The 20937-nt window shown below is 65.7% G+C and carries 27 protein-coding genes and 1 tRNA gene; 6 read left to right on the top strand and 22 right to left on the bottom strand.

Annotated features, from left to right (window positions below; genetic code table 11):
* Positions 1–541: 541 nt before the first annotated feature.
* The 13 genes from DSM100685_RS01670 to DSM100685_RS01720 all read right to left on the bottom strand — a co-directional run bounded on the left by DSM100685_RS01670 (position 542) and on the right by DSM100685_RS01720 (position 6557).
* On the bottom strand, positions 542–880 hold the full coding sequence (locus DSM100685_RS01670) for a hypothetical protein (RefSeq protein ID WP_152349642.1): 339 nt from the start codon (positions 878–880) through the stop codon (positions 542–544).
* Positions 877–1251: a hypothetical protein gene (locus DSM100685_RS01675; RefSeq protein ID WP_152349643.1), complete on the bottom strand. Its 375-nt coding sequence runs from the start codon at positions 1249–1251 to the stop codon at positions 877–879. The genes DSM100685_RS01670 and DSM100685_RS01675 overlap by 4 nt, the downstream gene beginning before the upstream one ends.
* A complete protein-coding gene (locus tag DSM100685_RS01680; protein WP_152349644.1) occupies positions 1248–1481 on the bottom strand; it encodes a hypothetical protein in 234 nt (77 codons plus the stop codon). The genes DSM100685_RS01675 and DSM100685_RS01680 overlap by 4 nt, the downstream gene beginning before the upstream one ends.
* Entirely contained in the window at positions 1478–1723 is a 246-nt protein-coding gene (locus tag DSM100685_RS01685; RefSeq protein ID WP_204314228.1) for a hypothetical protein, read from the bottom strand. Before DSM100685_RS01685 ends, DSM100685_RS01680 begins: the two co-directional genes overlap by 4 nt.
* Entirely contained in the window at positions 1720–1953 is a 234-nt protein-coding gene (locus DSM100685_RS01690; RefSeq protein ID WP_152349645.1) for a hypothetical protein, read from the bottom strand. Before DSM100685_RS01690 ends, DSM100685_RS01685 begins: the two co-directional genes overlap by 4 nt.
* A complete protein-coding gene (locus DSM100685_RS10650; protein WP_163200848.1) occupies positions 1950–2099 on the bottom strand; it encodes a hypothetical protein in 150 nt (49 codons plus the stop codon). Before DSM100685_RS10650 ends, DSM100685_RS01690 begins: the two co-directional genes overlap by 4 nt.
* Positions 2100–2242: 143 nt before the next feature.
* On the bottom strand, positions 2243–2434 hold the full coding sequence (locus tag DSM100685_RS01695; protein ID WP_152349646.1) for a helix-turn-helix domain-containing protein: 192 nt from the start codon (positions 2432–2434) through the stop codon (positions 2243–2245).
* A gap of 400 nt (positions 2435–2834) precedes the next feature.
* Positions 2835–3371 (bottom strand): hypothetical protein, encoded by a 537-nt coding sequence (locus tag DSM100685_RS01700; RefSeq protein ID WP_152349647.1) that lies wholly within the window; start codon positions 3369–3371, stop codon positions 2835–2837.
* A 14-nt stretch (positions 3372–3385) separates the two neighbouring features.
* Positions 3386–3676: a hypothetical protein gene (locus DSM100685_RS01705; RefSeq protein ID WP_152349648.1), complete on the bottom strand. Its 291-nt coding sequence runs from the start codon at positions 3674–3676 to the stop codon at positions 3386–3388.
* Between the two features lie 175 nt (positions 3677–3851).
* Positions 3852–4019 carry a hypothetical protein gene (locus DSM100685_RS10655; protein WP_163200850.1) on the bottom strand — a complete coding sequence of 56 codons (168 nt, stop codon included), beginning with the start codon at positions 4017–4019 and terminating at the stop codon, positions 3852–3854.
* 237 nt (positions 4020–4256) lie between these two features.
* The gene (locus tag DSM100685_RS01710) at positions 4257–5690 is read right to left on the bottom strand and encodes a hypothetical protein (RefSeq protein ID WP_170284979.1); all 1434 of its coding nucleotides are present in this window, start codon (positions 5688–5690) and stop codon (positions 4257–4259) included.
* A 3-nt stretch (positions 5691–5693) separates the two neighbouring features.
* Positions 5694–6278 carry a hypothetical protein gene (locus DSM100685_RS01715; RefSeq protein ID WP_152349650.1) on the bottom strand — a complete coding sequence of 195 codons (585 nt, stop codon included), beginning with the start codon at positions 6276–6278 and terminating at the stop codon, positions 5694–5696.
* A 51-nt stretch (positions 6279–6329) separates the two neighbouring features.
* A complete protein-coding gene (locus DSM100685_RS01720) occupies positions 6330–6557 on the bottom strand; it encodes a helix-turn-helix transcriptional regulator (RefSeq protein WP_152349651.1) in 228 nt (75 codons plus the stop codon).
* A 207-nt stretch (positions 6558–6764) separates the two neighbouring features.
* Between DSM100685_RS01720 and DSM100685_RS01725 the strand changes: the two genes are divergently transcribed.
* Entirely contained in the window at positions 6765–7556 is a 792-nt protein-coding gene (locus DSM100685_RS01725; protein WP_152349652.1) for a helix-turn-helix domain-containing protein, read from the top strand.
* Between the two features lie 173 nt (positions 7557–7729).
* The gene (locus tag DSM100685_RS11160) at positions 7730–8887 is read left to right on the top strand and encodes a tyrosine-type recombinase/integrase (protein WP_420837366.1); all 1158 of its coding nucleotides are present in this window, start codon (positions 7730–7732) and stop codon (positions 8885–8887) included.
* Here the strand turns inward: DSM100685_RS11160 and DSM100685_RS01740 are convergent.
* From DSM100685_RS01740 to DSM100685_RS01755, 4 genes are all read right to left on the bottom strand, one after another.
* A tRNA-Glu gene (locus DSM100685_RS01740) sits at positions 8850–8921 on the bottom strand. The two genes, DSM100685_RS11160 and DSM100685_RS01740, sit on opposite strands and share 38 nt — an antisense overlap.
* 283 nt (positions 8922–9204) lie before the next feature.
* Complete coding sequence (locus tag DSM100685_RS01745) at positions 9205–9729, bottom strand: low molecular weight protein-tyrosine-phosphatase (protein WP_152349653.1); 525 nt, start codon at positions 9727–9729, stop codon at positions 9205–9207.
* A gap of 46 nt (positions 9730–9775) precedes the next feature.
* Positions 9776–10435, bottom strand: a complete 660-nt coding sequence (locus DSM100685_RS01750) for a dihydrofolate reductase (RefSeq protein ID WP_152349654.1) — start codon at positions 10433–10435, stop codon at positions 9776–9778.
* A 111-nt stretch (positions 10436–10546) separates the two neighbouring features.
* Positions 10547–11419 carry a thymidylate synthase gene (locus tag DSM100685_RS01755; protein ID WP_152349655.1) on the bottom strand — a complete coding sequence of 291 codons (873 nt, stop codon included), beginning with the start codon at positions 11417–11419 and terminating at the stop codon, positions 10547–10549.
* A 134-nt stretch (positions 11420–11553) separates the two neighbouring features.
* On the opposite strand from DSM100685_RS01755, the gene DSM100685_RS01760 reads away from it, so the two are divergent.
* A complete protein-coding gene (locus tag DSM100685_RS01760) occupies positions 11554–11967 on the top strand; it encodes an OsmC family protein (RefSeq protein ID WP_152349656.1) in 414 nt (137 codons plus the stop codon).
* A gap of 105 nt (positions 11968–12072) precedes the next feature.
* Here DSM100685_RS01760 and DSM100685_RS01765 read toward each other — a convergent pair whose 3' ends face one another.
* The 3 genes from DSM100685_RS01765 to DSM100685_RS11070 form a co-directional block, all read right to left on the bottom strand.
* Entirely contained in the window at positions 12073–13125 is a 1053-nt protein-coding gene (locus DSM100685_RS01765; RefSeq protein WP_152349657.1) for a universal stress protein, read from the bottom strand.
* Positions 13126–13354: 229 nt separating this feature from the next.
* Entirely contained in the window at positions 13355–14173 is an 819-nt protein-coding gene (locus tag DSM100685_RS01770) for a C40 family peptidase (protein ID WP_239512613.1), read from the bottom strand.
* 168 nt (positions 14174–14341) lie between these two features.
* Positions 14342–15322, bottom strand: coding sequence for a CHAP domain-containing protein (locus tag DSM100685_RS11070; RefSeq protein ID WP_152349658.1), 981 nt, complete (start codon positions 15320–15322; stop codon positions 14342–14344).
* Between the two features lie 290 nt (positions 15323–15612).
* Between DSM100685_RS11070 and serC the strand changes: the two genes are divergently transcribed.
* Positions 15613–16755, top strand: coding sequence for a phosphoserine transaminase (serC, locus tag DSM100685_RS01780; RefSeq protein ID WP_152349659.1), 1143 nt, complete (start codon positions 15613–15615; stop codon positions 16753–16755).
* 136 nt (positions 16756–16891) lie between these two features.
* Here the strand turns inward: serC and manA are convergent, their stop codons facing one another.
* On the bottom strand, positions 16892–18238 hold the full coding sequence (gene manA, locus DSM100685_RS01785) for a mannose-6-phosphate isomerase, class I (RefSeq protein WP_152349660.1): 1347 nt from the start codon (positions 18236–18238) through the stop codon (positions 16892–16894).
* 69 nt (positions 18239–18307) lie between these two features.
* Here manA and DSM100685_RS01790 point away from each other — a divergent pair, with 69 nt between their 5' ends.
* Positions 18308–18562, top strand: a complete 255-nt coding sequence (locus tag DSM100685_RS01790; protein ID WP_152349661.1) for a DUF2530 domain-containing protein — start codon at positions 18308–18310, stop codon at positions 18560–18562.
* Positions 18563–18565: 3 nt separating this feature from the next.
* On the opposite strand, the gene DSM100685_RS01795 is transcribed toward DSM100685_RS01790, so the two are convergent.
* Entirely contained in the window at positions 18566–19687 is a 1122-nt protein-coding gene (locus DSM100685_RS01795) for an ATP-binding protein (RefSeq protein ID WP_152349757.1), read from the bottom strand.
* A gap of 335 nt (positions 19688–20022) precedes the next feature.
* On the opposite strand from DSM100685_RS01795, the gene phoU reads away from it, so the two are divergent.
* Positions 20023–20703 carry a phosphate signaling complex protein PhoU gene (gene phoU, locus DSM100685_RS01800; protein WP_152349662.1) on the top strand — a complete coding sequence of 227 codons (681 nt, stop codon included), beginning with the start codon at positions 20023–20025 and terminating at the stop codon, positions 20701–20703.
* Positions 20704–20937: the final 234 nt, after the last annotated feature.

The following is a 20937-nucleotide window of genomic DNA, read 5'->3' on the forward strand; positions in this document are numbered from 1 at the left end:
GCCACGATCACCGCCGCCGCCCGCCGTAAAAGTTCCGGCGTCCGGCCCGCCTCCAAAATGTTTGATTTCAAGAAACTTCCGAGTCGCCTCACCGGCGGTCTCCCGACCGGCCCACGGGGTTATCCCCCACCCCTCGCGCAAGGCTTCCGCGAATATCGTTGCGGCCCTCGACATCGTTGGCGAGCGCAATAGCCGCAAGGGTCCCGGTATTTCGTCGCAGGCGGTGAAACGCGGCGGACGCGCGGGTTCGACGGGAAAAACAGGGATTTTGCGCGCACGCATGATCTGACATGCCAACCGGCGGTTTCGCCGGCTTCGGTTGCGGAGTCCTCCCCCACGTCGAACGCGGTGAAGGCCACGGCGCTTGCGGGTGCTGCAAGCGTTCCGTGGCCTTCGTCGCTGGGTTTTCTTTTGGTTCCGTGGTTCTCACCGGGGTTGCGCGTCCGGTTCCCGCGTCGCCTGGGATGGCGGCGTGTGGCGGTGGAGCCGGGGCGCGATGGTTGTGCCGGCCGGGCGGCGTTGGCGCGCCGTCCGGCGTGCTTCAGTTCCCGGCCTCCCGCTCCCGTGCTTGCAGCCACGCCAGCGCCTCGGCGCAGTCGTCCAGCCACGCTTGCAACCGGTCGCATGCATTGCCGAGGTCGGCGAGCATGTCGGGGGTTATCTCCTCGCTGAACAGGCGGCGCGCCCCAGTGTCGGGGCACAGGCACGCGGACAGGTCGCCCGACTCCATGCGGTCCGTCTCGAACTGCCATCCGAAATCCGGTTGCACGCTTGAGAACAGGACTGTCACGCCGTCGCCAGTGGTTTCGTTGGTCCAGCCGGGCGAATGCTCGGCGTGCAGCAGGGGGCGCGGCGTCACGGCGGTCACAGTGGCGTTCATAGCGTTTCCCCCTCGATTCGCACGTTCGGGTAGGCGCGCACGACCCAATCGATCACGCGGGTCACGTCGCGCAGCCACACGGCCAGCATGGTTGACTGTCCGGCGAGCCTCCACGGTTCGCTTGGCCCCTCGAACTGCCAATAGGCGGCGTCCGGCTCCATGTAGAACGACAGGCGGGTTTCATGCTCGCCTTCGGTGAACCACGTCATCGAGCATGTGAATGACAGGGCGAAATCGGATTGCGCGCTCTCGAACAGGATTAGCGAGCCTTGCGCCTCGTCCAGCGCGCGCACGAAACCGGGCGAATGGGTCAGAGAGAGGTCGGGCAGGGGTTCCGTCGGGGGTTTCAGCGCGATTATCGGCGTGCTCATCTCACGCCTCCCCTCACCATCGTGCGGCGCAGACGGCGGGCCGCGTCCATGCGCAGCGCGTCCCACAGGCTCACGGACGCGCTCGCGGGCAACCGGTACCGGTTCGCGCAGCTCGGGCATAGGACGCGCAGGGCGCGGCCGTCTCGGGTTCTCACGCACTCCCACATGTGGGCGTCGGGGGCCGTGATGTCGTAGGGGCGGCGGCAGTCGTTGCAGCGGGGTCGCGTCATCGCAGGGCCTCCGTCCTCTTGTAGGGCGCGCAGGCGCGCCCGTCGGGCAGGACGCGGGCGCGCCTGTAGTCCAGCGTGGCCTCGTTCACTTGCGCCTCCAGCGCCTCCGCGTCGGTTTGGCAGTCGGGGCACAGGACCGCCGTGGGCCGGCCGTCCCTGAAAACGAGATTCCAATATTCGGCGTCCTTGGCTCCCATGCGGAAACGGCGGCGGCAGCGATCGCACTTTATGACGTGGCTCATCGCTCCACCTCCTCGTTCACGCCGGTGAGGAAACGCGCGAGGTCTTCGCCCTGACGCCAGTTGAGCGTGGCGACGGCCGGGTACCGGTCGCCTATCATGATCGTCACGGTGCCGTCGTCGGACACCTTGACGTGGAGCGGACGGCCGGGGTCGGCCTGATTGTCGAACTCCAACGGGTTCGAGTACCGGTAGTTGGGGTTCGAGTTCCATACGCGAATGCTCGTGTTCATCGGGTCGCCCCCTTCCGGCTCGTGCGCTTGCGCCATGGCAGGGCGGCGAGCGCGAACGCGGCGAACAACAGGGCCGTGAGCGGTTGGGTTTCGCAGGTCGCCCACGCTGTGGTGCACAGGGCGAACGTGAGTGCGTAACGGTTCATGGTGTTTCCTTCCATGCCGGAAGGCACGCCCACGGGTATGATGGAGCGTGCTTCCGGCTAATGATTTGCTCTAGGTGAGGGTTTCGTTATCTGTGAAGCGTCCGGCCTCGGGGCGGTTCCATCGCCTCGGGGCCTTTCACATTTCACTCTCCGATCAGTCGAAGGTCGTCGCAGCCAAGCGCGTTCGCGAGCGCTATCGCCCGCTCCAACGGCATGTTCCGCCAATCCTTCGCGCCACGCTCGTAATCGGCTATTACCGGGCGCGGCACTCCGCTTGCCTCGGCTAGCTTGGCTTGGCTCCAGCCCTTCGCCTCTCGGAGTTCCTTAAGGGTCATTCATCACCTCGCTTTCTGTCTACCTACCTATACATTTTAGACTAGTTAAGTAGACTAACGCAAGTCGGCGTGCCGCCGTTCGTCAGAACTTCGCGCGAACGCCACCGCGCCGGAGTGGGGGGCCACCCCCGCCCACATGTCCAGTCCGAACCTCGGGCACAGTCGGGATTTTTTTACGATCGCTTTTCCACACGGCCGGGCTTCGATCTTCGGCGCCGTCGCGCCGCCGCACCAGCCCGTTTCGCCACGGATGGCGTTACGGCAGGCGACGCCGATGCCGTTGCCGTAACGCGTTACTGTTACCGGAAACCGGGGAGATATTGGCGCTATGCGCCGGGGAGAGCCGAGGCCAGGCGGGAGGGGGCATATGGGGGTATGCCCCCGGTTCACTGGAACGTTCTCACTCACCGAGGGGCGTTATCCGTTCCTCGTCAATCTCCATGTCGTTCAATACCCATTCATGCTCGCCGCGCGAGTTAACCGGGTCGTGAAAATGGGCTAAAAGCTCCCGAGTGCCGGAAGGCCTGTATGTCCATATCCTCGATTGAATATGAAAGTATCCGTTATTGCGGTCGTTGAACCACTTGGCTTGTTCCAAATCGTCCGTCCAGCTCATGCCAGTCTTGTAGAACTCGGGCGCGGCACGGTAGAGAATGGCGGGCGGCGTCTCGGGATAGGCGGATATGGTCGTGTTCTCCAAGTACCCGCAATGCTCGAACATCTCGTTCCACTCTTCCCCGCAACCACTACCAAGGACTTGACGCCCCGGCCACTCGCAACCCACCCAAGCGTCCTCTAGGCCTATGGCGAATTGTTCGAGGGGCAACCAATCGTTCACGTAGGCGTCCCACAGCAGCGCGGGCATATCGTTACGCCCCCGCTTGTCGGTGGGCCGCTCCAAGATAAGCCCCTCCCAAGTGTCGGCATGTCCGTTCATTTCAAACCTCCTCACTAGCGGCCGCGGCGTCGAACCGGGGCCCGCTTCACCTCGTGGGCCGTGCCGTCGATCTGCGCGGCCAACCGCAGCAGGCTCGCGCCCAATACGGCGGAGGTCGCCGGGTCGGCGGGCACGTTCACCCTCAAGCGCTCCACCCCGCCCGTCTGCAAGGCGTGGGCCATCGCCCGCATACACTCCACCGCCATATGCTTGGCGTCGGTGCGCTGCCTCGACGGGTCCGCGTGAAAGTCCAAGTTCAACGCCCGTTGCGTCGGCCACAGGTCGCGTCTCGTCGGCCCGCTCATCGTTCGCCTCCGTCCCGCTCTTGTCCCGGCTCCGTCCCGGCAGTGTCCCGGCTCGGCCCCTCGGGGCAATCCCGGTTCGCGCGTTCCGCCTTCCGCCGTTCCTCGTTCGCCCTTTTCGCCTTCAGATACGAGCGGTAAAACGGCGAATTCATCCGAAATCGCTTGGGCTTGCCCATCACGCCTGCCCCCTTTCGTCCGTCATGCGTTCCAATAGGGCGGCTATGTGGGCTTGGCTCTCGGCCAAGTCAACCAACGCGCCGGCGATCACCGCCAGCAACTGCCGGTCGGACGCCCGGCCCTCGGCCACCACGTCCAAGCGGCGGCGCACCTTGTCGTAATCCATGGTGTGAATCTCCCTTCGATGAATGCCGGCGAGCGCGGCCCGGTTTTCGTTTCGTCCGGTCGTTCGCGCTCACATGGCTTGTCTAGCGGCTAGAGTGCTAGACACGTTGTGTTTATTGGGTTTCGGCATTCTAGACGGGTTCTAGACTTCTAGACTGTGAGGGTCGTCTAGTTTCTAGACGGTTTTGTCTAGAATGCCGTAATCCCTTGCGGCAGTAGGTGTCTAACGGTCTAGGCGCTAGACACTGGGCGTGGGCGCGCTCACAAGCGCCCACAGTTGCGACGCCGTGTGGCCTTCGCCAAGGTCGGGGCCGATCTTGTCCAGCATGTTTTCCGTGTACATGCGTTCGATGGTCCGGTAGGTGTCGGCGGTCGATATGCCGGTTTTCTTCTGAACCATGTACCCGGCCATGCCCTCACGCTTCGCGTCGTGCTTCGTCAAGGCGTTTTCAACGCGCTTGGCGTATCGGCGATAGTCGCGTTCCGCCTTCTCGCGCTCGGCTATCTCTTGCGCCTCGTCCTTGGCTACGAGTTCGTCCGCGAGCGCGTCGCGGCGTTTGCCACGGCGTTCCCTACGTCCCGCGTTCATGCACTGCTCGCGGAACTCGCGTGATCGTTTGGCGATGTATTCGGCGCGTGCCCAGTCGTCTTCCGTCACGGTCAGTTCCATGCCCTCGCGCTGCTCCATGATGGCGAGCACGCCGGCCGTCCTAGCCATGGAGAACAGGGCGTGTCCGTCCATGCCGTCCGGGCGCGTGCCGTGCAACCGGTCGTAGGCGTCGGGGTCCATCGCGTCGTACACGCATTGCGGATATGTCAGATGGTGCAGCGGGTACAGGGGTTTGCCCGTGTCACTGTTGCGGTAGCTCCAGTAGTCGCCCGACTTGTACAGGCCGCTCAGGTTGAACGGCGTGGGTTCATAACCCTTGAGCTTGGCGGCGTCGAAACCGAACTCTCCGGCCGGCTCTTCGGGCCTGACCTTCGGCGCGTCAAGGTCCAAGGTCGTGGCCCATAGGATGCGCTGGGGTATGCCCGTGGTGTCCTCACCGGTCAGCGCGTCCGCGTTGCCCGGTTGCACGCCGACGATCATGCCCACTCGATACCCATAGGCCACCGCCTTCAGCCGCTTGGCCGGGTTGACGTTCTGCCCGCCAAGCGTTTCCCCGCTCCACACGCTAGCGAGCGAGCCAGTGAGCGTCGAACCGAGTCGGTTCATGGCCGCGCCCAGCACGCTCACCTCGGGCACGTTCAGGAACGCGCGAGTGTTCACGCACTTGAGCACGGTCCGGCCCTTGCCTTCGTCGCCGGCGTCCGCGTCCCCGCCATCCTCGGGTTCGCGCACGCTGAACAGGGTCGGCAGTCCCTCGCCCGACACCGGGATAGTCGTGGCCGCACCCCGCAAGTCCGGCACCAAGCTTGCCGCCACGCCCGTGGCAAGCCCCTTGCCGTCACCGCTCCGGCCGATGATCGCGCCGAACATGTTAAAGGGGCCGGGACACTTGCCCTCAAAACTGGGCGTGACCACGTTGGGCGGAGTCACAACCGCCACGCGCACAAGCGTCGCCAGCAACACGGCCCACGGCGCGCTCCTTGTCGCCCTCGCCGTGTCACGGATGTACCGCAGCCGGTCGGACGACTCCCAAAACTCATCATCGTTCGCATACACCGCCACCGTTCACCTCCCATCGATGCCACCCGCCAGCAGACGGGCCACGCGCGGCCAATCACCGCCCGCAAGCCCGGCCACCGCGCAGAGCACGGAACACGCACGCCGTTCGCTCGCGTCGATCACCGCCAGCCGGTTGGCGCGCGCGCTGTCGGCAATGCGGTTGCGCACATGGCCCGCGTCCATCCGGGCATGTGAAGGCAGCAACTGCATATCGATCAGCGTCCCGGTCCTCACGTCCATGTCCAAGCCGGCCACCTTGACCACCGGATTCGACGGGTGGAACGCGCTCGCGGACATGATCACGCCGGTAGGCAGCAGCAGGGCGGCGAGCGCGGTTATCGTGCACGCGGCGGGGTCGCCGGTCCATGCCGTGAACGTGACCGGCTGGGGCGCGACGTGCCCGGCGTACACGGTCAGCGCGGCCAAGCGGGCCGTGTCCTCGATATGGCGGCTGACGGCGAGCCGGTAGGGGCCGTATGCGGCTTCGAGCAGGTACCGGCCGGTCATGGACAGCACATAGGCCGGCGAATTGGCATAGTCCAGCGTAGAAGCGCCCTCGGGCCGGTTCGGTGGTAGTGTGGTGTTCGTCACCGAAGCCCCGCCCAACGCGGGGTTTTGTCTTATCTCAGCGGCTCTCACTGGTCACGCACCCACTTCGATGGTGTTGGCCCTCATCCACGCCTCCACGACATCGTTCTTGTAGACGACGCGGCGCTTGCTCAGGCGGATGAACGCAGGCCCACGGCCGCTGTAACGCATGTTGTTGAGGTATTTCGTGGTCACGCCGAGCTTGGCGGCGGTTTGCGCGTTGGTGAGCATGGCGGACGCGCCGGCGCTCGCGGGCGTCTTAGTTGGGTTAGTGTGTCCCATGAGACCTTCTTTCGTGGTTGGAAGGCGCGGCGGTTCGCCGCGTGTGGTCTTATTGGGGCTTCGTCGGCTGGTACCCGGCGCGGCCCCTTTTTCGTCCGGCTGGCACCCGGATGGACATCACATTAACTCATGTTTGACATATAAATCTCACATGGCATACAATCGGCGTGTTGTAGTTTTAGCAAACATTAAGGCTTCGGTGACACGATGACTCAAACTCAGACGACGGACGCCCCCATATCCACGTTCGGGCAGAGGCTCCAACGCTGCCGCAAGACACAGAAAATCGGCGCGGAAAAACTCGCGGAACTAGTAAACGAGGAATACGGCGAGGGTACCACGACGCGCAGCGTGATAACCGCGATAGAGACGGGCCGCAAGCTCGAAGGCGTGACCATGGGTGAGGTGTTGCGCTTCGCGCACGTGCTCAAGGTATCGCCCCTGTGCCTCATGATCGACCTTGAACAGCCCTTCTTGCGCGCGGATTTCCCCGGCTTCGACGGATTGCTGAACTATCAGGCAATGCGCCGGTTCACTGGACACGTTTCCTTCGCCGGAACCATCCCCGATTTCATGGAAAAGGCGCAGCGAGTCGGCATAGCGCTTGACGATGCCACTTATCGTCACCTCATGGCGCGCAAGCATCTTGAAAAACTTAGGCAAATCGAGTCAATGCCCGAATTCAACGACAAATGCGACACTGAACTTGTCGAAGACATATATCAACCCGGCGAGTACATCGAGGTTCCCAACGCGGCCGAACTCGCGCAACGCGAACACACAAGTGCAAATATCGAACTATGGGACGCATGGAAGGCGTTTCTCGATGACAGGAAAACACTCGACACGCTGGGCGTGATCTTCCCCGAGGACACGGACGACGCCGTGGCAAAACGGTTCACCGAGGAGGGCGTGGAAAAACTACGCCGCGAGATAGCCCCATACGAAATCGTCACCACGAGCTCGGAAGCACACGACATGTGGGGCGATCAGGCATGAGCAATACCACGGAGAAGTCCCGCAACGGCGTTTTCAAGTACGCGGCCAAGAAATTCCCCAAAGGCTACGGCTTCGGCTTCCGGTACACCGATCAACAGGGCCATGAACACAAGCAACGCGGATTCGAGCGGCGAGTGGACGCGGAACGCGAGCGCAGCCGCATACTTGCCGAAATGAACGCGGGCCACTATATCGACCCACAGCGCGGCAAGCAGCCGGTCGAGAAAATCGGCGCGGCATGGTTGGAAACCAAGAAGGGCGTGATCAAGCCCGACTCATACGACAAATACGAGGGACTGTGGGAAACGCATATCAAGCCCAAATGGGGAGCCACGCCAGTTGCCAATGTGCGGCATGTTGACGTGCAGCGCTGGATAAGCGGCAAGGCGCAGCAGCTCAGCACCAAACAGACCGCCTCCATACTCAGTGTGTTCGGCATGATAATGAAGCGCGCCGTGAAGGACAAAAGGATAGCCGACAATCCGTGTGACGGCATCGAGTTGCCCAGGATGGTTGTCAAGAAGCCGCGCTGGTATCTGAACATGCGTCAACTGTTGCTGTTGGCGGAATCCGCGAGCGCTCGCAGGAATCCCGGTTACGGGACGATGGTGCTGTTTATGGGGACCACCGGCATGAGGTTCGGTGAAGTGACCGCCTTGCGCGTGAAGAACCTCGATTTAGGCAAAGGTTCCGTGCGCGTGTGCGAAAACTCGGTATGGTCCAAGAGCGGATGGCATTTGCACACGGCGAAGAACAACGAGGACCGAACCGTGGTATTCCCCACGAGTTTGCTGGGCGATTTGCTGAGCAAGGCAGTTAAGTCCAAGGATGCGGACGCGCTCGTGTTCGAGCGTCCCGGCTCCGTCAATGACGGCCGGCATTTGACGCAAGCGGATTACATGCGGCCACCGGACAGCAAAGACGGATGGTTTGCCACGTCGGTTGAGGCGGCGGGCTTGCCTTCGATGACCTTGCATGACCTTCGGCATACGGCCGTGAGCCTTGCCGTTCACGCGAAGGTGCCGCCGAAGGTGGTTCAGGCCATTGCAGGACACAAGACGTTCTCAATGACGATGGACTATTACGCGGACTTGTTCACGGATGATCTTTTCGTGTACGGCAAGGAGCTGGACAAAGAGGCGGAAGCCGCTCAGGCGAAGCTCATCGCGGAAGCCCTGAACAACCCGGCCAATACCGTCGCCGTCCAAAATCCGTCCAAAACGGTCCGGGCCGAAAAACAAGAAAGCGCCGGAACACTTGAATTCCAGCGCTTCTCATGGCAGTCCGCCCGAGTACCCCCTGAGAGAGTCGAACTCTCGTTGTCAGAGTGAAAGTCTGATGTCCTAACCGTTAGACGAAGGGGGCAGACAACTTGATTGATAATACTGGTTAGGCGACGAACGCGCAAATCGGCGACACGCCGGGACAAGACCGGGGACACGGGACATATGCCGAATCACACCCCGAATCCCGAGGCAACTCCACGGCATGCCGCCGATCGTTCCGCGCAATGCGTCATACCCGGCGCATCATGCGCAACGCCCACAACGCATGCAACGCACAAGGCACAACGCGCAAGGCGCAGAATACGGCGGCGCAATGAAGCGGCGCGCAGCGGCACGGCGATGAGCGACGCGGCGAATCCGCGTCACGCCCCGATCTGCCGCTGCACCCAGTCGATGATGTACGGCGCCACGTGCTCGATCTGGTCGATGGCCACCTCGAATTCGTGACGGCCGCCGTACCACGGGTCCACGAGGTCGATGTCGCTTTCGCGGCCCGGCGCCGGCTTGGGCAGGTCCGGGTCGAACGAGCGGTACATGTGCACCTCGGCGCGCTTGCCGGCGGGCAGCTGGCGCAGCAGGGCGCGCATGTGCGAGGCGGTCATGGGCAGGAACAGGTCGGTGCGCTCGATCTCGTCGGGCGTGATGCGGTGCGCGAAGTGGTCCTGCGGGATCTCCGGGCCGTAGCCGCGCTCCTTGAGCACGCGCACGGCGCGCGGGTCGATCGGATGGCTCCACTCCTCGTCGGAGACGCCGCTGGACTCGACGGCGACGCGGTCGGCGAGCCCGCGCTCGTTCACCCAGTGGCGCAGGATGATCTCGCCCATGGGCGAACGGCAAATGTTGCCGGTGCAGACGGTCATGATGGTGTACGGCTTGGCGGCGGTCATGGCTTCCTTATCGGTCTTCGGCGGATTCAACGGAATTCAGCGGAGTTCAGCGGGTCTTCTCGAACGTCACGTAGCGGTACGCGGAAATGCCACTCGAGGCGTCCTCGGGCGCGGTCCACGGGGTCTCGTCGGTCACGTGCCACAGTTCGCCGTCCACGAGCGCGGCCATGTCCGGCGCGTAGGCGTCGGCGTCCACCTGCGTGCGGATGAGCGTCACGAACGCCTTGTTGGCCACCGGCAGCGCCTCCTTGAAGAGCTGTCCGCCGCCGATCACCCAGATTTCCGAGCGCTCGATGCCGTCGTCCGGAATGGCCTCCTGCCGGGCCAGGTCCAGCGCGTCGTCGAGGCTCGCGACCACGGTGGCGCCGGGGGCCGCGAACCGCGGGTTGCGCGAGACGACGATGTTGTCGCGGTTGCGCAGCGGACGGTGCTTGGGGTCCAGCGATTCCCACGTGCGACGGCCCATGATGACCGGATGGGAGATGGTCAGATCGCGGAAGTGCCGCAGATCCTCCTTGAGGTGCCACGGCATGCCGCCGTGATAGCCGATCGCGCCGGGACGCCCCTGACGGTCCTCGGCCTCGGCCCAGATGAGATTGACCGAGAAGGTCTTGGGCATGTCGTCGCCCCAGTCCTCGGCCTCCTGCAGCCCGGACTCGCCGGGCTCGGGTTCGTGATAGCCGCTGCGGCTACTGTCGTGCTCCATTTCAGATCACTCCTTGAGGGTTTTCCAACTGGACGCCAGTGTATGCGATGCGCCAGACCGCCGGGCCGGCCGACGACCGGGATACCGGAGCGCCGGCCGGCCGGAGACCCGTCAGACCGCGACCGGTGCCTTGATGGTCGGATGGTGGCGGTAGTCGATGACGTGGAAGTCCTCGTAGCGGTAGTCGAACAGCGAGTCGGCCTTGTCGATCTCGAGGCGCGGGTACGGGTACGGTTCACGGGAGAGCTGCTCGAGCACCTGCTCGATGTGGTTGTCGTACACGTGGCAGTCGCCGCCGGTCCACACGAACTCGCCCGGCTCGAGCCCCGTCTGCTGGGCCATCATGAGCGTGAGCAGCGAGTAGGAGGCGATGTTGAACGGCACGCCGAGGAACATGTCGCACGAGCGCTGGTAGAGCTGGCAGCTCAGACGCCCGTCGGCCACGTAGAACTGGAACAGGGCGTGGCAGGGCGGCAGGGCCATCCGCTCCACCTCGGCCGGGTTCCACGCGGAGACGACCATGCGGCGCGAGTCGGGGTGCGTCCTGATGAGCTCGAGCACGTTGGCGATCTGGTCGATCGTGCGGTTCGGATCGTCCGGCGTGGGCGCGGGCCAGCTGCGCCACTGCACGCCGTACACCGGGCCGAGGTCGCCGTTCTCGTCCGCCCACTCGTCCCAGATGTGCACGTTGTGCTCCTGCAGCCAGCGCACGTTGCTCGACCCCTTGAGGAACCACAGCAGCTCGTATGCGAGGCCCTTGAAAAACACGGTCTTGGTGGTCAGCAGCGGGAAGGAGTCCTTGAGGTCGAAGCGCATCTGCCGGCCGAACAGGGAGATCGTGCCGGTGCCGGTGCGGTCGGACTTGAGCGTGCCCTCGGTGAGGATGGTGCGCACCAGATCCTCGTACGGCATGGGGATGTCCGTAACGGGACGCGCGGGGATGCGGGCGCGGATGTCCGCGAGTTGTTCGGGTGTCAAAGCCATGCGGCCCAGTCTAGCAAGCGCGGCGGCGATCATGGCGAGCGCGCCGGATTCAGCCGTGGGGTGACGCGGGACGCACGGTCGCGCTACATTATTGGTGACGATCGCCGTCGGCGATCCCTGACCAAGGAGGACATATGGGCAAGCGACTGTGGGTCGAGAAGAACAAGGACGGTTCGTGGGACGCGTTCTCCGAGGACGGCGCGCACATCAAGTTCGGCAAGGGCGCGGGCGTGTTCACCCCGGGCGACCTCATGAAGATCGCGCTGGCCGGCTGCGCCGCGCTGTCCAGCGAGTTCGCGGTCTCGCACACGCTGGGCGAGGGCAAGGGCGCGCGCGTGGTCGTGGACGGCACCTACGACGCCGACAACGACGCGTACATCAACTTCAACGAGCAGGTCGTGGTGGACGCGATCGACGCCGGCCTCTCCGACGAGGACGCCGCGAAGCTCAAGGAGCGCATCACCCGCCACATCGACAAGGGCTGCACGGTCAAGCATACCTACGAGCAGGTGACGCCGGTGCGCATGGACGTGACGATCCGCCACTGAGATCCGCCGCTGACGGCCGCGTTCCGCAACGAAAAAGGCTCCTTTGCCATGAAGGAGCCTTTTTCATGCCTTTGCGCCATGCCGTGCGGGAACGGCTGCACGGCGCTACTTGTGCAGCGGGTCGATGGTGGACTCGATGTCGTGGGCCACGTCGGCGTCGGCCTTGGGCACCGGCACCTCCTCCACGCCGCTGATGTCGGAGATCGCCTTGGGCTTCACCTCGGCGGGCGAGGCGGGCACGGTGTCGAGGCGCTGCTCGGCGGCCTCCACGTACTTTCGTGGCACCACGTAGACGGGGCTCACGGAGTGCTGGAGCAGGCCCTGGCTGGTGGAACCGAGCAGCAGGCCGGTGAAGCCGCCGCGGCCGCGGGAGCCCACGATCACCACGTCGTGGTTGTGGCTGGCCTCGGTCAGCGCGTTCACCGCGGAACCGGGCACGAGGCGCTTGTTGATGACGAGGTTCGGGTGATCCTCGCGCAGCGGCTTGACGCGCACTTCGAGGTCGTCCAGATAGGACTCCATGACGCCGTGCTCCTCGTCGCTGCCGGAGCCGGTGACGCCCTCGATCTTCGGCACGGCGGAGATCACGTCGAGTTCGGCGCCCCAGCTGTCCGCGAAGGCGGCGGCGATGGACAGCGCCTTGACGCCCCACTTGGACTCGTCGGCGCCGACCGCCACCTTGGTGATGGTGTTGTTGAGGTGCATGAGGTTGCCGTCGTCGTCGGTGTACGGCACCACGACGACCGGGCAGTACGCGTAGGCGGGCAGGGAGGAGCTGGTGGTGCCCAGCAGGCGCTCGGCGAGGCCGCCCTTGCCGCGGTTGCCGATCACGATGAGGTTATAGTTGCGGGACAGTTCCACGAACACGGAGGCGGGGTCGCCGGTGACGATCAGCGTGGCGGCCTCCACGCCCTGCTCGTCCGCGATGGCCTTGGCGCGCGACAGGATCTCCTGTGCGTCGGAGTGCGCGGCGTTGTCGTCGCCCATGGCGGTGTACGTGGCGTCGAAGGAGACCGCCGCATAGCTCGGCAGCGAGTAGGCGCATACGATCTGTAACGTCAGGCCCGCGTGCTTCGCGTAGTTCGCCGCCCACCACGTGGCCTTGTAGCTTGCATCCGATCCGTCGACGCCAACCAGAATGGCCTTGTCGTCAATCATGATGTCCTCCTTACTCGGCGGCGCGACCGTGCGCCGTCCTGTAAGACCCAAGAATACTCCCGGAACGTTGCGAATTGGCTGAACGTCCGCTAGGAATTTTCGCCCGGAATTTTCGCTTGGCACGGCGATCGGGCGGACGAAGCGCATGCAAACGCAAAAGCGCCCCGCACGAGCATGCGGGGCGCTTCACGCGGAAGACGAACGCCGTGGAACACGCGGCGGGGCGCGATTACATCACGCGGTAGTACTCCCAGCCGGAGTACCAGTTGGTGCTGGCGACCTTGGTCACGTCGCCGGGCTTGGTGGCATGGATCATCTTGCCGTTGCCGATGTAGATGCCCACGTGGCCGGGCTTCCACATGAGGTCGCCGGGCTGCGGGTCGGACACGCGGGTGCCGGAGCCGCGCTGGGCCTCGGACGTGCGCGGCAGGCTCACGCCGAAGTGACCGTACACGTACTGGGTGAAGCCGGAGCAGTCCCAGCCGCTCGGGGTGTTGCCGCCGACGACATAGGGGACGCCCTGATACTGCAGGGCGAAGGCGATCATGGCCGCCACGCTGCCGGACGTCGAGGTGGACGCACTGGAAGCGGAGGTCGCGGCGGAGGAGGAACCGGTCGCCGTGGAGCTGGAGGAGCCGGTGGTTCCCGAGGACTTGGAGGACGAGCTGGACTTCGAGGACGAAGAGGAGCTGGAGGACGAGGAGGAAATGGAGCTGCGGGACGAGGCGCGGCTCGCGGCCTGCGCTGCTGCGGCCTGCGCGGCGGCCGCGGCCTGGGCCTGAGCTTCGGCTTCGGCCTGCGCCTTGGCCTCGGCGTCCTTCTCGGCCTGGGACTTGGTCTGCGGCACGCTCAGGGATTCACTCTCCCACGAGCTGTCGGTGTCCACGGACACGGACGCGGACTCGACCAGCAGGTCCACGTGCGTGGCGTTGAGTTTGGGGAACGAACGGGCGGACGTGACGGTGCCGCCGGCGGCCCCGTCCGCGGCGCCCGCCATGGGCACGGCGAACGTGAACATCGAGGCGGACGCCGCCGCCACGACTACCATCGCTTTAATACGTGCATTCATCTTCATCATCAGGGCACACCTTAACATACGAACCATGTCGCGTGAATGAACCGTGAAGAACGATCACGCTCAAACACATAGGGAACATTGGCGACACGCCGTGTTCCCTTTTGGGAGGAAAAGATCGGTGACGACCGATCGTCAACGTCAGTAGTGAATGTACTGGAAGTCGTGCACGTTGGTGAACGTGCGGCTGAACGTCCTGCCGTTGTAGGAGGCGCCGCATTCGGACGTGGTGACCGAACCGTCGGGGTTGATGGCCTCCACGATCGCCACGTGGCCGTACTGCGAGCTCGCGCCCTCCTGGCCCTGGCGGAAGACCATGATGTCGCCCACGTTGCGCGGGGTGTTGTCCACCCAGTAGCCGAGCGCGCGGGCGGAGTCGGCCCACATGTGGCCGTTGCCGTAGTGCGTGCCGACCGGCAGGCCGAGCTGGTGGCGGCGGATGTACACCCACCACGTGCACTGGCTGAACGAGTACGAGGAGCCATAGTCGTTGGTGGCATGGTTCGGGTTGAAGCCCTCCGGCAGATCCGCGGCGTTCGCGTCCATGAGCTGGGCCACCACGGGGTTGTCCGCGGCGGACTTGGACATCTTGGAGACGTCGAGCGAGGCGCTGTCGTCGCCCATGGACCACGAGGCGGCCGAGGCATCGGAACCGGAGACCATGGAATCGTCGAGCACGGTGCCGGAGTCCTGCGCGGCGTCGCCGTCGCCGGAGCCCTCGGTCGGGGCGGCTTCGGTGGATGCGGTGGTCGGCAGGGCCTTGCGGCTCTCGGAACGGGAGGCCACGCCGGAGGTGGCGGTGATCGCCGTCGCGGCGGTGACGGATTCGGTCTGGTCGGACTCGGCGAGCGCAGCGGAGCCGTTCAGCGGGTTGGCGAACGCGATGGCGCCCGCGGCGGTGCCGAACAGCGCGACGATCGCGGAGCCGGCCATCATGTGGTTCCTGCGGGCGGTGGCCTTGGCGGCCTGGCGCATGGCGCGGCGCGTCATGGGCGCCACTTCGTTGAGCTTGGCGGCCAGCGCAAGGTCAACGGCCGGTACGAAAAGTGCGGATGCGGAAGTGCTGTTGTTCGTGCGCTTGGCGCGGGCGGCCTTGGGGGCCTTGTGCGCTGCATGGCTCATAAACAATCACTCCTTGAACGCGATGGGGACGCACGGACCGGCGCGTCACACAACCATCACAAGTCGTAACCATACAACTCACATGTGTCATCCGTCCAATTCCCCGTGATCCGTCAGGTTGCACCATATATATAGGAACGGGGTTCGGGGTCGGGCGTGGGCCCTGATTTTCCGGCGCGGGCACGCTCCCCCATCCCGCACGCCACGGGGAGGGAACCGCCCGACGCCATCGGCGTGTCGCATTGGACATTCCATTACGGCCCGACCGCTTTCCGGCTACGCTGGTCCGTATGACTATTGAGATGACGATTCCCGCCGCATTGCTTCCCGAAGACGGCCGGTTCGGCTCCGGCCCAAGCAAGATCCGCTCCGAACAGGTCGACGCCCTCGCCGCCGCCGGCAAGACGATTCTGGGCACGTCCCACCGACAGCCGCCCGTGCGCCACCTGGTCGCCTCGATCCGCGAGGGGCTGGCCGCGTTCTTCTCCATGCCGGACGACTACGAGATCGCGCTCGGCAACGGCGGCGCCAGCGCGTTCTGGGAGGTGGCGTGCGCCTCGCTCATCAACCGCCGCGCGGCCTACGGCGTGTACGGCTCGTTCTCCAAGAAGTTCGCCCAGTCGGCGGCCAAGGCGCCGTTCCTCGAGCCGCCGGTGATCTACGAGGGCGAGCCCGGCACCTGCCGTCTGCCCGAATACACCGAGGGCGTGGACGCCTACTGCTGGGCGCACGACGAGACCTCCACCGGCGTAGAGGCGCCGATCCGCCGCGTGCCGGGCAGCGTGGATCAGGGTGCGCTCACCCTGATCGACGCGACCAGCGCCGCCGGGGCCCTCAAGGTGGACGTGCGCGAGACCGACGCCTACTACTTCTCCCCGCAGAAGGCGTTCGGCGCCGACGGCGGCCTGTGGGTGGCGGTCCTCTCCCCCGCCGCGGTGGAGCGCGCCGAACGCGTGGAGCAGTCCGCGTCGCTGGCCGGGGCCCGCCGCTGGGTGCCCCCGTTCCTGTCCCTGACGACCGCGCTGGCCAATTCCCGCAAGGACCAGACGCTCAACACGCCTGCCGTGGCCACGCTGGTGATGATGGAGAATCAGGTGCGCTGGCTCAACGACAACGGCGGCATGGCGTGGGCCACCGCGCGCTGCGCCAAGTCGGCCTCGCTGCTGTACTCGTGGGCCGAGCGCAGCGACTACGCCACGCCGTTCGTCAAGGACCCGGCCATCCGCTCGCATTCGGTGGTCACCGTCGACCTGAACGACGAGATCAACGCCTCGCAGGTGGTGGCGCTGCTGCGCGACAACGGCATCTACGACACGTTCGCCTACCGCAAGCTGGGGCGCAACCAGCTGCGCGTGGGCGTGTTCCCGTCCGTGGAGCCGTCCGACGTGGCCGCGCTCACCCAGTGTATCGACTACGTGGTCGAGCACCTGTAACCGGTTGGAATCCGCTTGTTGAAAGCCCGCCCGCTCAGGCATGCGCTTGGGCGGGCGGGCTTTCTCTTGCCGCCATCCGAACGGGCGGAGCGAGGCGAAGGCTGCGGGAACGCGGACGGCCGGAATCCGGATCGATCTAGAACGGGGTGGCGGCGAGCAGGAAGGCTCCCCGGCGGCCGCCGGACGGATCGTCCAGACGCTCAACGGCGAGACCGCCGGCGCCGGCCGGGATGAACATGGCGTCGCCACGTTCCAGCGTGCGCGCCCCCTCGTCGTCCGAGCAGCGCAGGCGGCCGTCGAGGCACAGCAGCACGCGCGGGCCGCGTTGGGGCAGATCGAATCCGGTCGCGCCGGCGAAGTCTCCGATCCGTCCGTACGTCAGCGCATACGCGTCGATCGGAGGACGGTATGCCGTGAGCCACGGGGAGACCGGCGACCCGTCCGTCCGTGCCGCCGCGCCTTCGCCGCCATCGCCGCCGACGCGCGGGTCGATCGGCACGGCGGGCGCGCAGTCGAGGCTGCGCAGCAGGTTCGGGATGTCCCGGTGCTTGACGGTCATGCCCGCACGCAGCACGTTGTCCGAGTTGGTCATGATCTCCGCGGCCATGCCGTGCAGGTACGCGTGCGGCTGGCCCGCCGGGATGAACACGGCGTCGCCGTCCTTGAGGCGCATCGGGTTCATGAGCGCCAGCGCCATCACGCTCGGGTCTCCGGGGAACGCCTCGGCGGCCACGAGCGCGTGCTCCAGCGCGAGCCCGACGCGCGCCCGGTCCGTCATGCGCCCGAGAGCCCGATGCAGCGCGTCCGCGATTCCCGAGGCCTCACCGGGGCCGGCGGTCACCGCCGTCCGGAAGGCCCGGAAAAGCCGCCGGCGCGATTCAGGCCATGCGATCGCCGCGTCCGGCATCATGGCGTCGCGTCCAACGTCGCCGGCGTCCCCTCCCCCGAGCGCGCGGGCCATGCGGACGGCCAGCGGATGATTCACGCCTGCGAGCGCGCGGGCCGCCAGATCGGGCGGCAGGAACCCGACGGACGCCGCGAACGATCCGAGCGCCACCACCATCTCGTGCTTGGCGAGCGTGTCCCGGAACGACCGTTCGGGCGCGTCGACCGGCACACCGGCGGACTGCTCGCGGTGGAATCCCGCGCGGGCCTCGAAGCCCACGGGATGCACCTGCAGGGACAGCGGCACGCGCGCGGCGATGATCTTGAACAGGTACGGCAGCACCGGGCCGTACGCGCGCGAGACCACGGGCCCCACCATGGCGTCGGGGTCGCGTCGGATCGCCTCGTCCAGCGGGATCGGCGCCCCGGACGCCGGACGCAGCAGGGACGGGGATCCGGCGTGGCCGGAGAACCACATTTCGGCGAGCGGGCCGGCGGCGCGCGGCCCGGCGTCCGATGAATCCAGCCGGAACAGCCGCTGCAGCCGCGTGCGCGAGCCCCACGCATAGCGCTTGGCGACCGGCTCGATCTCGATCACGCGCGGCTCCTTCCGACTCATCCGGCCATCGATCCGCCTCAAGCCTACCGTTGCGGTACAGTGAAGTCTATGAAGTTGGCGCCGATATTCGATCCCGCGGTGCGCAAGCCCGCCCCCAAGCCCATTCAGGTGGACCTGCAGAAAGCATTTCTGGCCGTCACCGCCGTATGGGTGGTGGCGCTGGTGGTCGCCACGATCCTGCTCGCCATGGAGGTGATCGGCATGCAGCCGCTCATCGTGTGCGTGGCGGGCACGGTCATCGGCATCCTCATGCTCATCTGGGAGCACTTCCACCGGTGGGACTACCGCCGGCTGGGCAAATAACGCTTACTGCGCGAGCGGCAGCGTGAGGGTGAACGTGCTGCCGGAGCCGGGCATGCTCCACACGGCGACGGTGCCGTGGTGGGTGAGCGCCACGTGCTTCACGATCGCGAGCCCCAGTCCGATGCCGTCGGCCGTGCGGTCGTTCTGCTGCGAGCCGCGGTAGAAGCGCTCGAAGACGCGCTCCTGCTCCGCCTTGGGAATGCCGACGCCCTGATCGATCACGCGCACCACCGCATGGGCGCCGTCCTTGGTCTTCGCCACGGCCACGTTCACCGTGCCGCCCTCGTTCGAATACCCGATCGCGTTCTCCACGAGCTTGGTGAGCGCCACGCGGATCTGGTCGCCGTCGCCGTTGACCGTGAGCTCCCGGTCGCCGCCCAAGGCGAGTTTGATCCCCTGCCCTTTGGCCGTGGCGGAAAGCGCGTCCACCACCTCGCGCGCCTGGCCGAGCAGGGAGAGCCGGTTGGCGCTGGACGGCACGATCGGCTCCTGCGCCTTGATGAGCAGCAGCAGATCCGAGACCATGCGGTTGAGCCGGCGGCTGGTGTGGCGCACCTCGCCGGCGTCCTCGGCGATGCGGGCCGGGTCGTCCGCGCTGTTGGCGATGTCGAACGACAGGCGCTCCAGCGCGGCGGTGGGCCTGAGCAGCTGCTCGGACACGTTGGTGATGAACGAGTCGCGCGTTTCGGCGAAGCGCACGGCGTCGCTCACGTCGTTGAGCAGCACGATCACGAAGCCGCCCACGCGCCCGACCGACACCTTGAGCCAGTTGGGGCGGGACACGCCCTGCGCCACGCCAGCGCCCGCGTCCCCGTCGTCGGACCGGCCGGGCGCGGTGTGCGTGGTCAGGTCGAACGTCTCCTTGCCGCCGGTGCGCCGCACGCGGTCCACGGCCTCGAGCACGGCCTTGTCCACGATCGCGTCGTCCCGCACCACATTGAACCGGTAGGCCTGCGGATTGCAGCGGATCACCTCGTCGTCCGCATCCACCACGATCGAGCAGAGCGGCAGCATGGACAGCAGCGACGCGGTCTCGTCGTCGAGGTCGTCCGCGTCCGCCTCGTCGCCGGACTGCCGCGAGGCTCGGTGGTCCTTGCTCCAACGGTGCCACCACGCCCCCACCATGCTGGTCACCGGCACGTTTCCCGTCTTCTCCGACACGCGGTCGTGCACCGCGCCGTACACCGCGAACCCCACGAACACCGCCACGGCCAGCGCGAGCAGCCCAAACACCACGAAAATCAGCGCATCCATACCTCCATTGTGGCAGACGAACGACGCGCGCAATGCCGCCGGACGTCTTTTTGCGTGAGCGCTCACGGCCGTTTCCGGACAAATTCCGGGGGAACAGGAAGGTGAACATTCAGCCAACACGCGGTTTCTTTTGCCGTTTCCTTTGGCGTGCATCGTTTTCAGCGAATAGAATGGCATAGGTTGTAACCTAAGAGGAAAGGCTCAAAATGCGCGTTATTTTCAATGAGGAGATGAAGGCCGTCGCCGATGATCTCGACCGCATGGCCCAGGACGTCAGCAAGGCGATCAAGGGCGCCGGCGCGGCGCTGCTCAACTCCGACGTTGAGGCCGCCCAGACCGTCATCGACGGCGACATCGAGATCGACGCGCTGGAATCCAGCGTGATCGACCAGTGCGTCAAGCTGCTGGCCAAGCAGAACCCGGTCGCCACCGACCTGCGCGTGGTCGTCTCCACGATCCGCCTGGCCGCCACGTTCGAGCGCATGGGCGATCTGGCCAAGCACGTGGCCGAAACCGCCCGCCGCACCTACCCGCAGTCCGCGCTGACCGACGAGGCCCGCCCGGTCGTCGAGCAAATGGTCGCGTTCCTGGACACCACCGCCGACCGTCTGCCGGCCATGCTGTCCGACCGCGACACCAAGATCGCCCAGCAGGTCATCCTCGACGACGACAAGCTCGACGAGCTGCACCACCAGACCTTCGACATCATGCTTTCGGACAACTACGACGGCGACAAGCAGCACCTCATCGACCTGGTGCTCTTCGGCCGCTTCCTGGAGCGCCTCGGCGACCACGCCGTGTCCGCCGCCCGTCGCGTGGTGTACATCGTCTCCGGCTTCGATCCGTCCAAGAAGCCGGGCCCGGACGAGGGCACCAACATCGACTGATCGCGCTGATCGCTGATCGCCGGTTTTCGGCGTTTCCGCAATCTCCGCAATCTCCATGCGAAGGCCGCTCGGGATAGTTCCCGGGCGGCCTTCGCGTATTCGAGTGCCCTCCTGAAGGACCGGGAGCGGGCACTCCCTGTCCAAGGCGTTCAGGAATGGCGGAATTGCAAGGATTATCACCGTCGTGGACAGGGAGTGGGCGCTCCCGGTCCGGATTGTCCGTGGCGGAGGGCG

Origin of the sequence: Bifidobacterium avesanii (genome assembly GCF_009299475.1) — a bacterium.
Taxonomy (GTDB): Bacteria; Actinomycetota; Actinomycetes; order Actinomycetales; family Bifidobacteriaceae; genus Bifidobacterium; species Bifidobacterium avesanii.

Coding starts and splice junctions, on each gene's coding strand:
- DSM100685_RS01680 (WP_152349644.1), bottom strand. CDS start 1,481: ATGACGCGACCCCGCTGCAACGACTGCCGCCGCCCCTACGACATCACG.
- DSM100685_RS01720 (WP_152349651.1), bottom strand. CDS start 6,557: ATGGGACACACTAACCCAACTAAGACGCCCGCGAGCGCCGGCGCGTCC.
- phoU (WP_152349662.1), top strand. CDS start 20,023: ATGCGCGTTATTTTCAATGAGGAGATGAAGGCCGTCGCCGATGATCTC.
- DSM100685_RS10650 (WP_163200848.1), bottom strand. CDS start 2,099: ATGAACCGTTACGCACTCACGTTCGCCCTGTGCACCACAGCGTGGGCG.
- serC (WP_152349659.1), top strand. CDS start 15,613: ATGACTATTGAGATGACGATTCCCGCCGCATTGCTTCCCGAAGACGGC.
- DSM100685_RS01670 (WP_152349642.1), bottom strand. CDS start 880: ATGAACGCCACTGTGACCGCCGTGACGCCGCGCCCCCTGCTGCACGCC.
- DSM100685_RS01690 (WP_152349645.1), bottom strand. CDS start 1,953: ATGAACACGAGCATTCGCGTATGGAACTCGAACCCCAACTACCGGTAC.
- DSM100685_RS01705 (WP_152349648.1), bottom strand. CDS start 3,676: ATGAGCGGGCCGACGAGACGCGACCTGTGGCCGACGCAACGGGCGTTG.
- DSM100685_RS01700 (WP_152349647.1), bottom strand. CDS start 3,371: ATGAACGGACATGCCGACACTTGGGAGGGGCTTATCTTGGAGCGGCCC.
- DSM100685_RS01685 (WP_204314228.1), bottom strand. CDS start 1,723: ATGAGCCACGTCATAAAGTGCGATCGCTGCCGCCGCCGTTTCCGCATG.
- DSM100685_RS01770 (WP_239512613.1), bottom strand. CDS start 14,173: ATGGTAGTCGTGGCGGCGGCGTCCGCCTCGATGTTCACGTTCGCCGTG.
- DSM100685_RS01725 (WP_152349652.1), top strand. CDS start 6,765: ATGACTCAAACTCAGACGACGGACGCCCCCATATCCACGTTCGGGCAG.
- DSM100685_RS01795 (WP_152349757.1), bottom strand. CDS start 19,687: ATGGTGGGGGCGTGGTGGCACCGTTGGAGCAAGGACCACCGAGCCTCG.
- DSM100685_RS01755 (WP_152349655.1), bottom strand. CDS start 11,419: ATGGCTTTGACACCCGAACAACTCGCGGACATCCGCGCCCGCATCCCC.
- DSM100685_RS01745 (WP_152349653.1), bottom strand. CDS start 9,729: ATGACCGCCGCCAAGCCGTACACCATCATGACCGTCTGCACCGGCAAC.
- DSM100685_RS10655 (WP_163200850.1), bottom strand. CDS start 4,019: ATGGATTACGACAAGGTGCGCCGCCGCTTGGACGTGGTGGCCGAGGGC.
- DSM100685_RS01760 (WP_152349656.1), top strand. CDS start 11,554: ATGGGCAAGCGACTGTGGGTCGAGAAGAACAAGGACGGTTCGTGGGAC.
- DSM100685_RS01765 (WP_152349657.1), bottom strand. CDS start 13,125: ATGATTGACGACAAGGCCATTCTGGTTGGCGTCGACGGATCGGATGCA.
- DSM100685_RS11070 (WP_152349658.1), bottom strand. CDS start 15,322: ATGAGCCATGCAGCGCACAAGGCCCCCAAGGCCGCCCGCGCCAAGCGC.
- DSM100685_RS01750 (WP_152349654.1), bottom strand. CDS start 10,435: ATGGAGCACGACAGTAGCCGCAGCGGCTATCACGAACCCGAGCCCGGC.
- DSM100685_RS01675 (WP_152349643.1), bottom strand. CDS start 1,251: ATGAGCACGCCGATAATCGCGCTGAAACCCCCGACGGAACCCCTGCCC.
- DSM100685_RS01790 (WP_152349661.1), top strand. CDS start 18,308: ATGAAGTTGGCGCCGATATTCGATCCCGCGGTGCGCAAGCCCGCCCCC.
- DSM100685_RS11160 (WP_420837366.1), top strand. CDS start 7,730: ATGAACGCGGGCCACTATATCGACCCACAGCGCGGCAAGCAGCCGGTC.
- DSM100685_RS01695 (WP_152349646.1), bottom strand. CDS start 2,434: ATGACCCTTAAGGAACTCCGAGAGGCGAAGGGCTGGAGCCAAGCCAAG.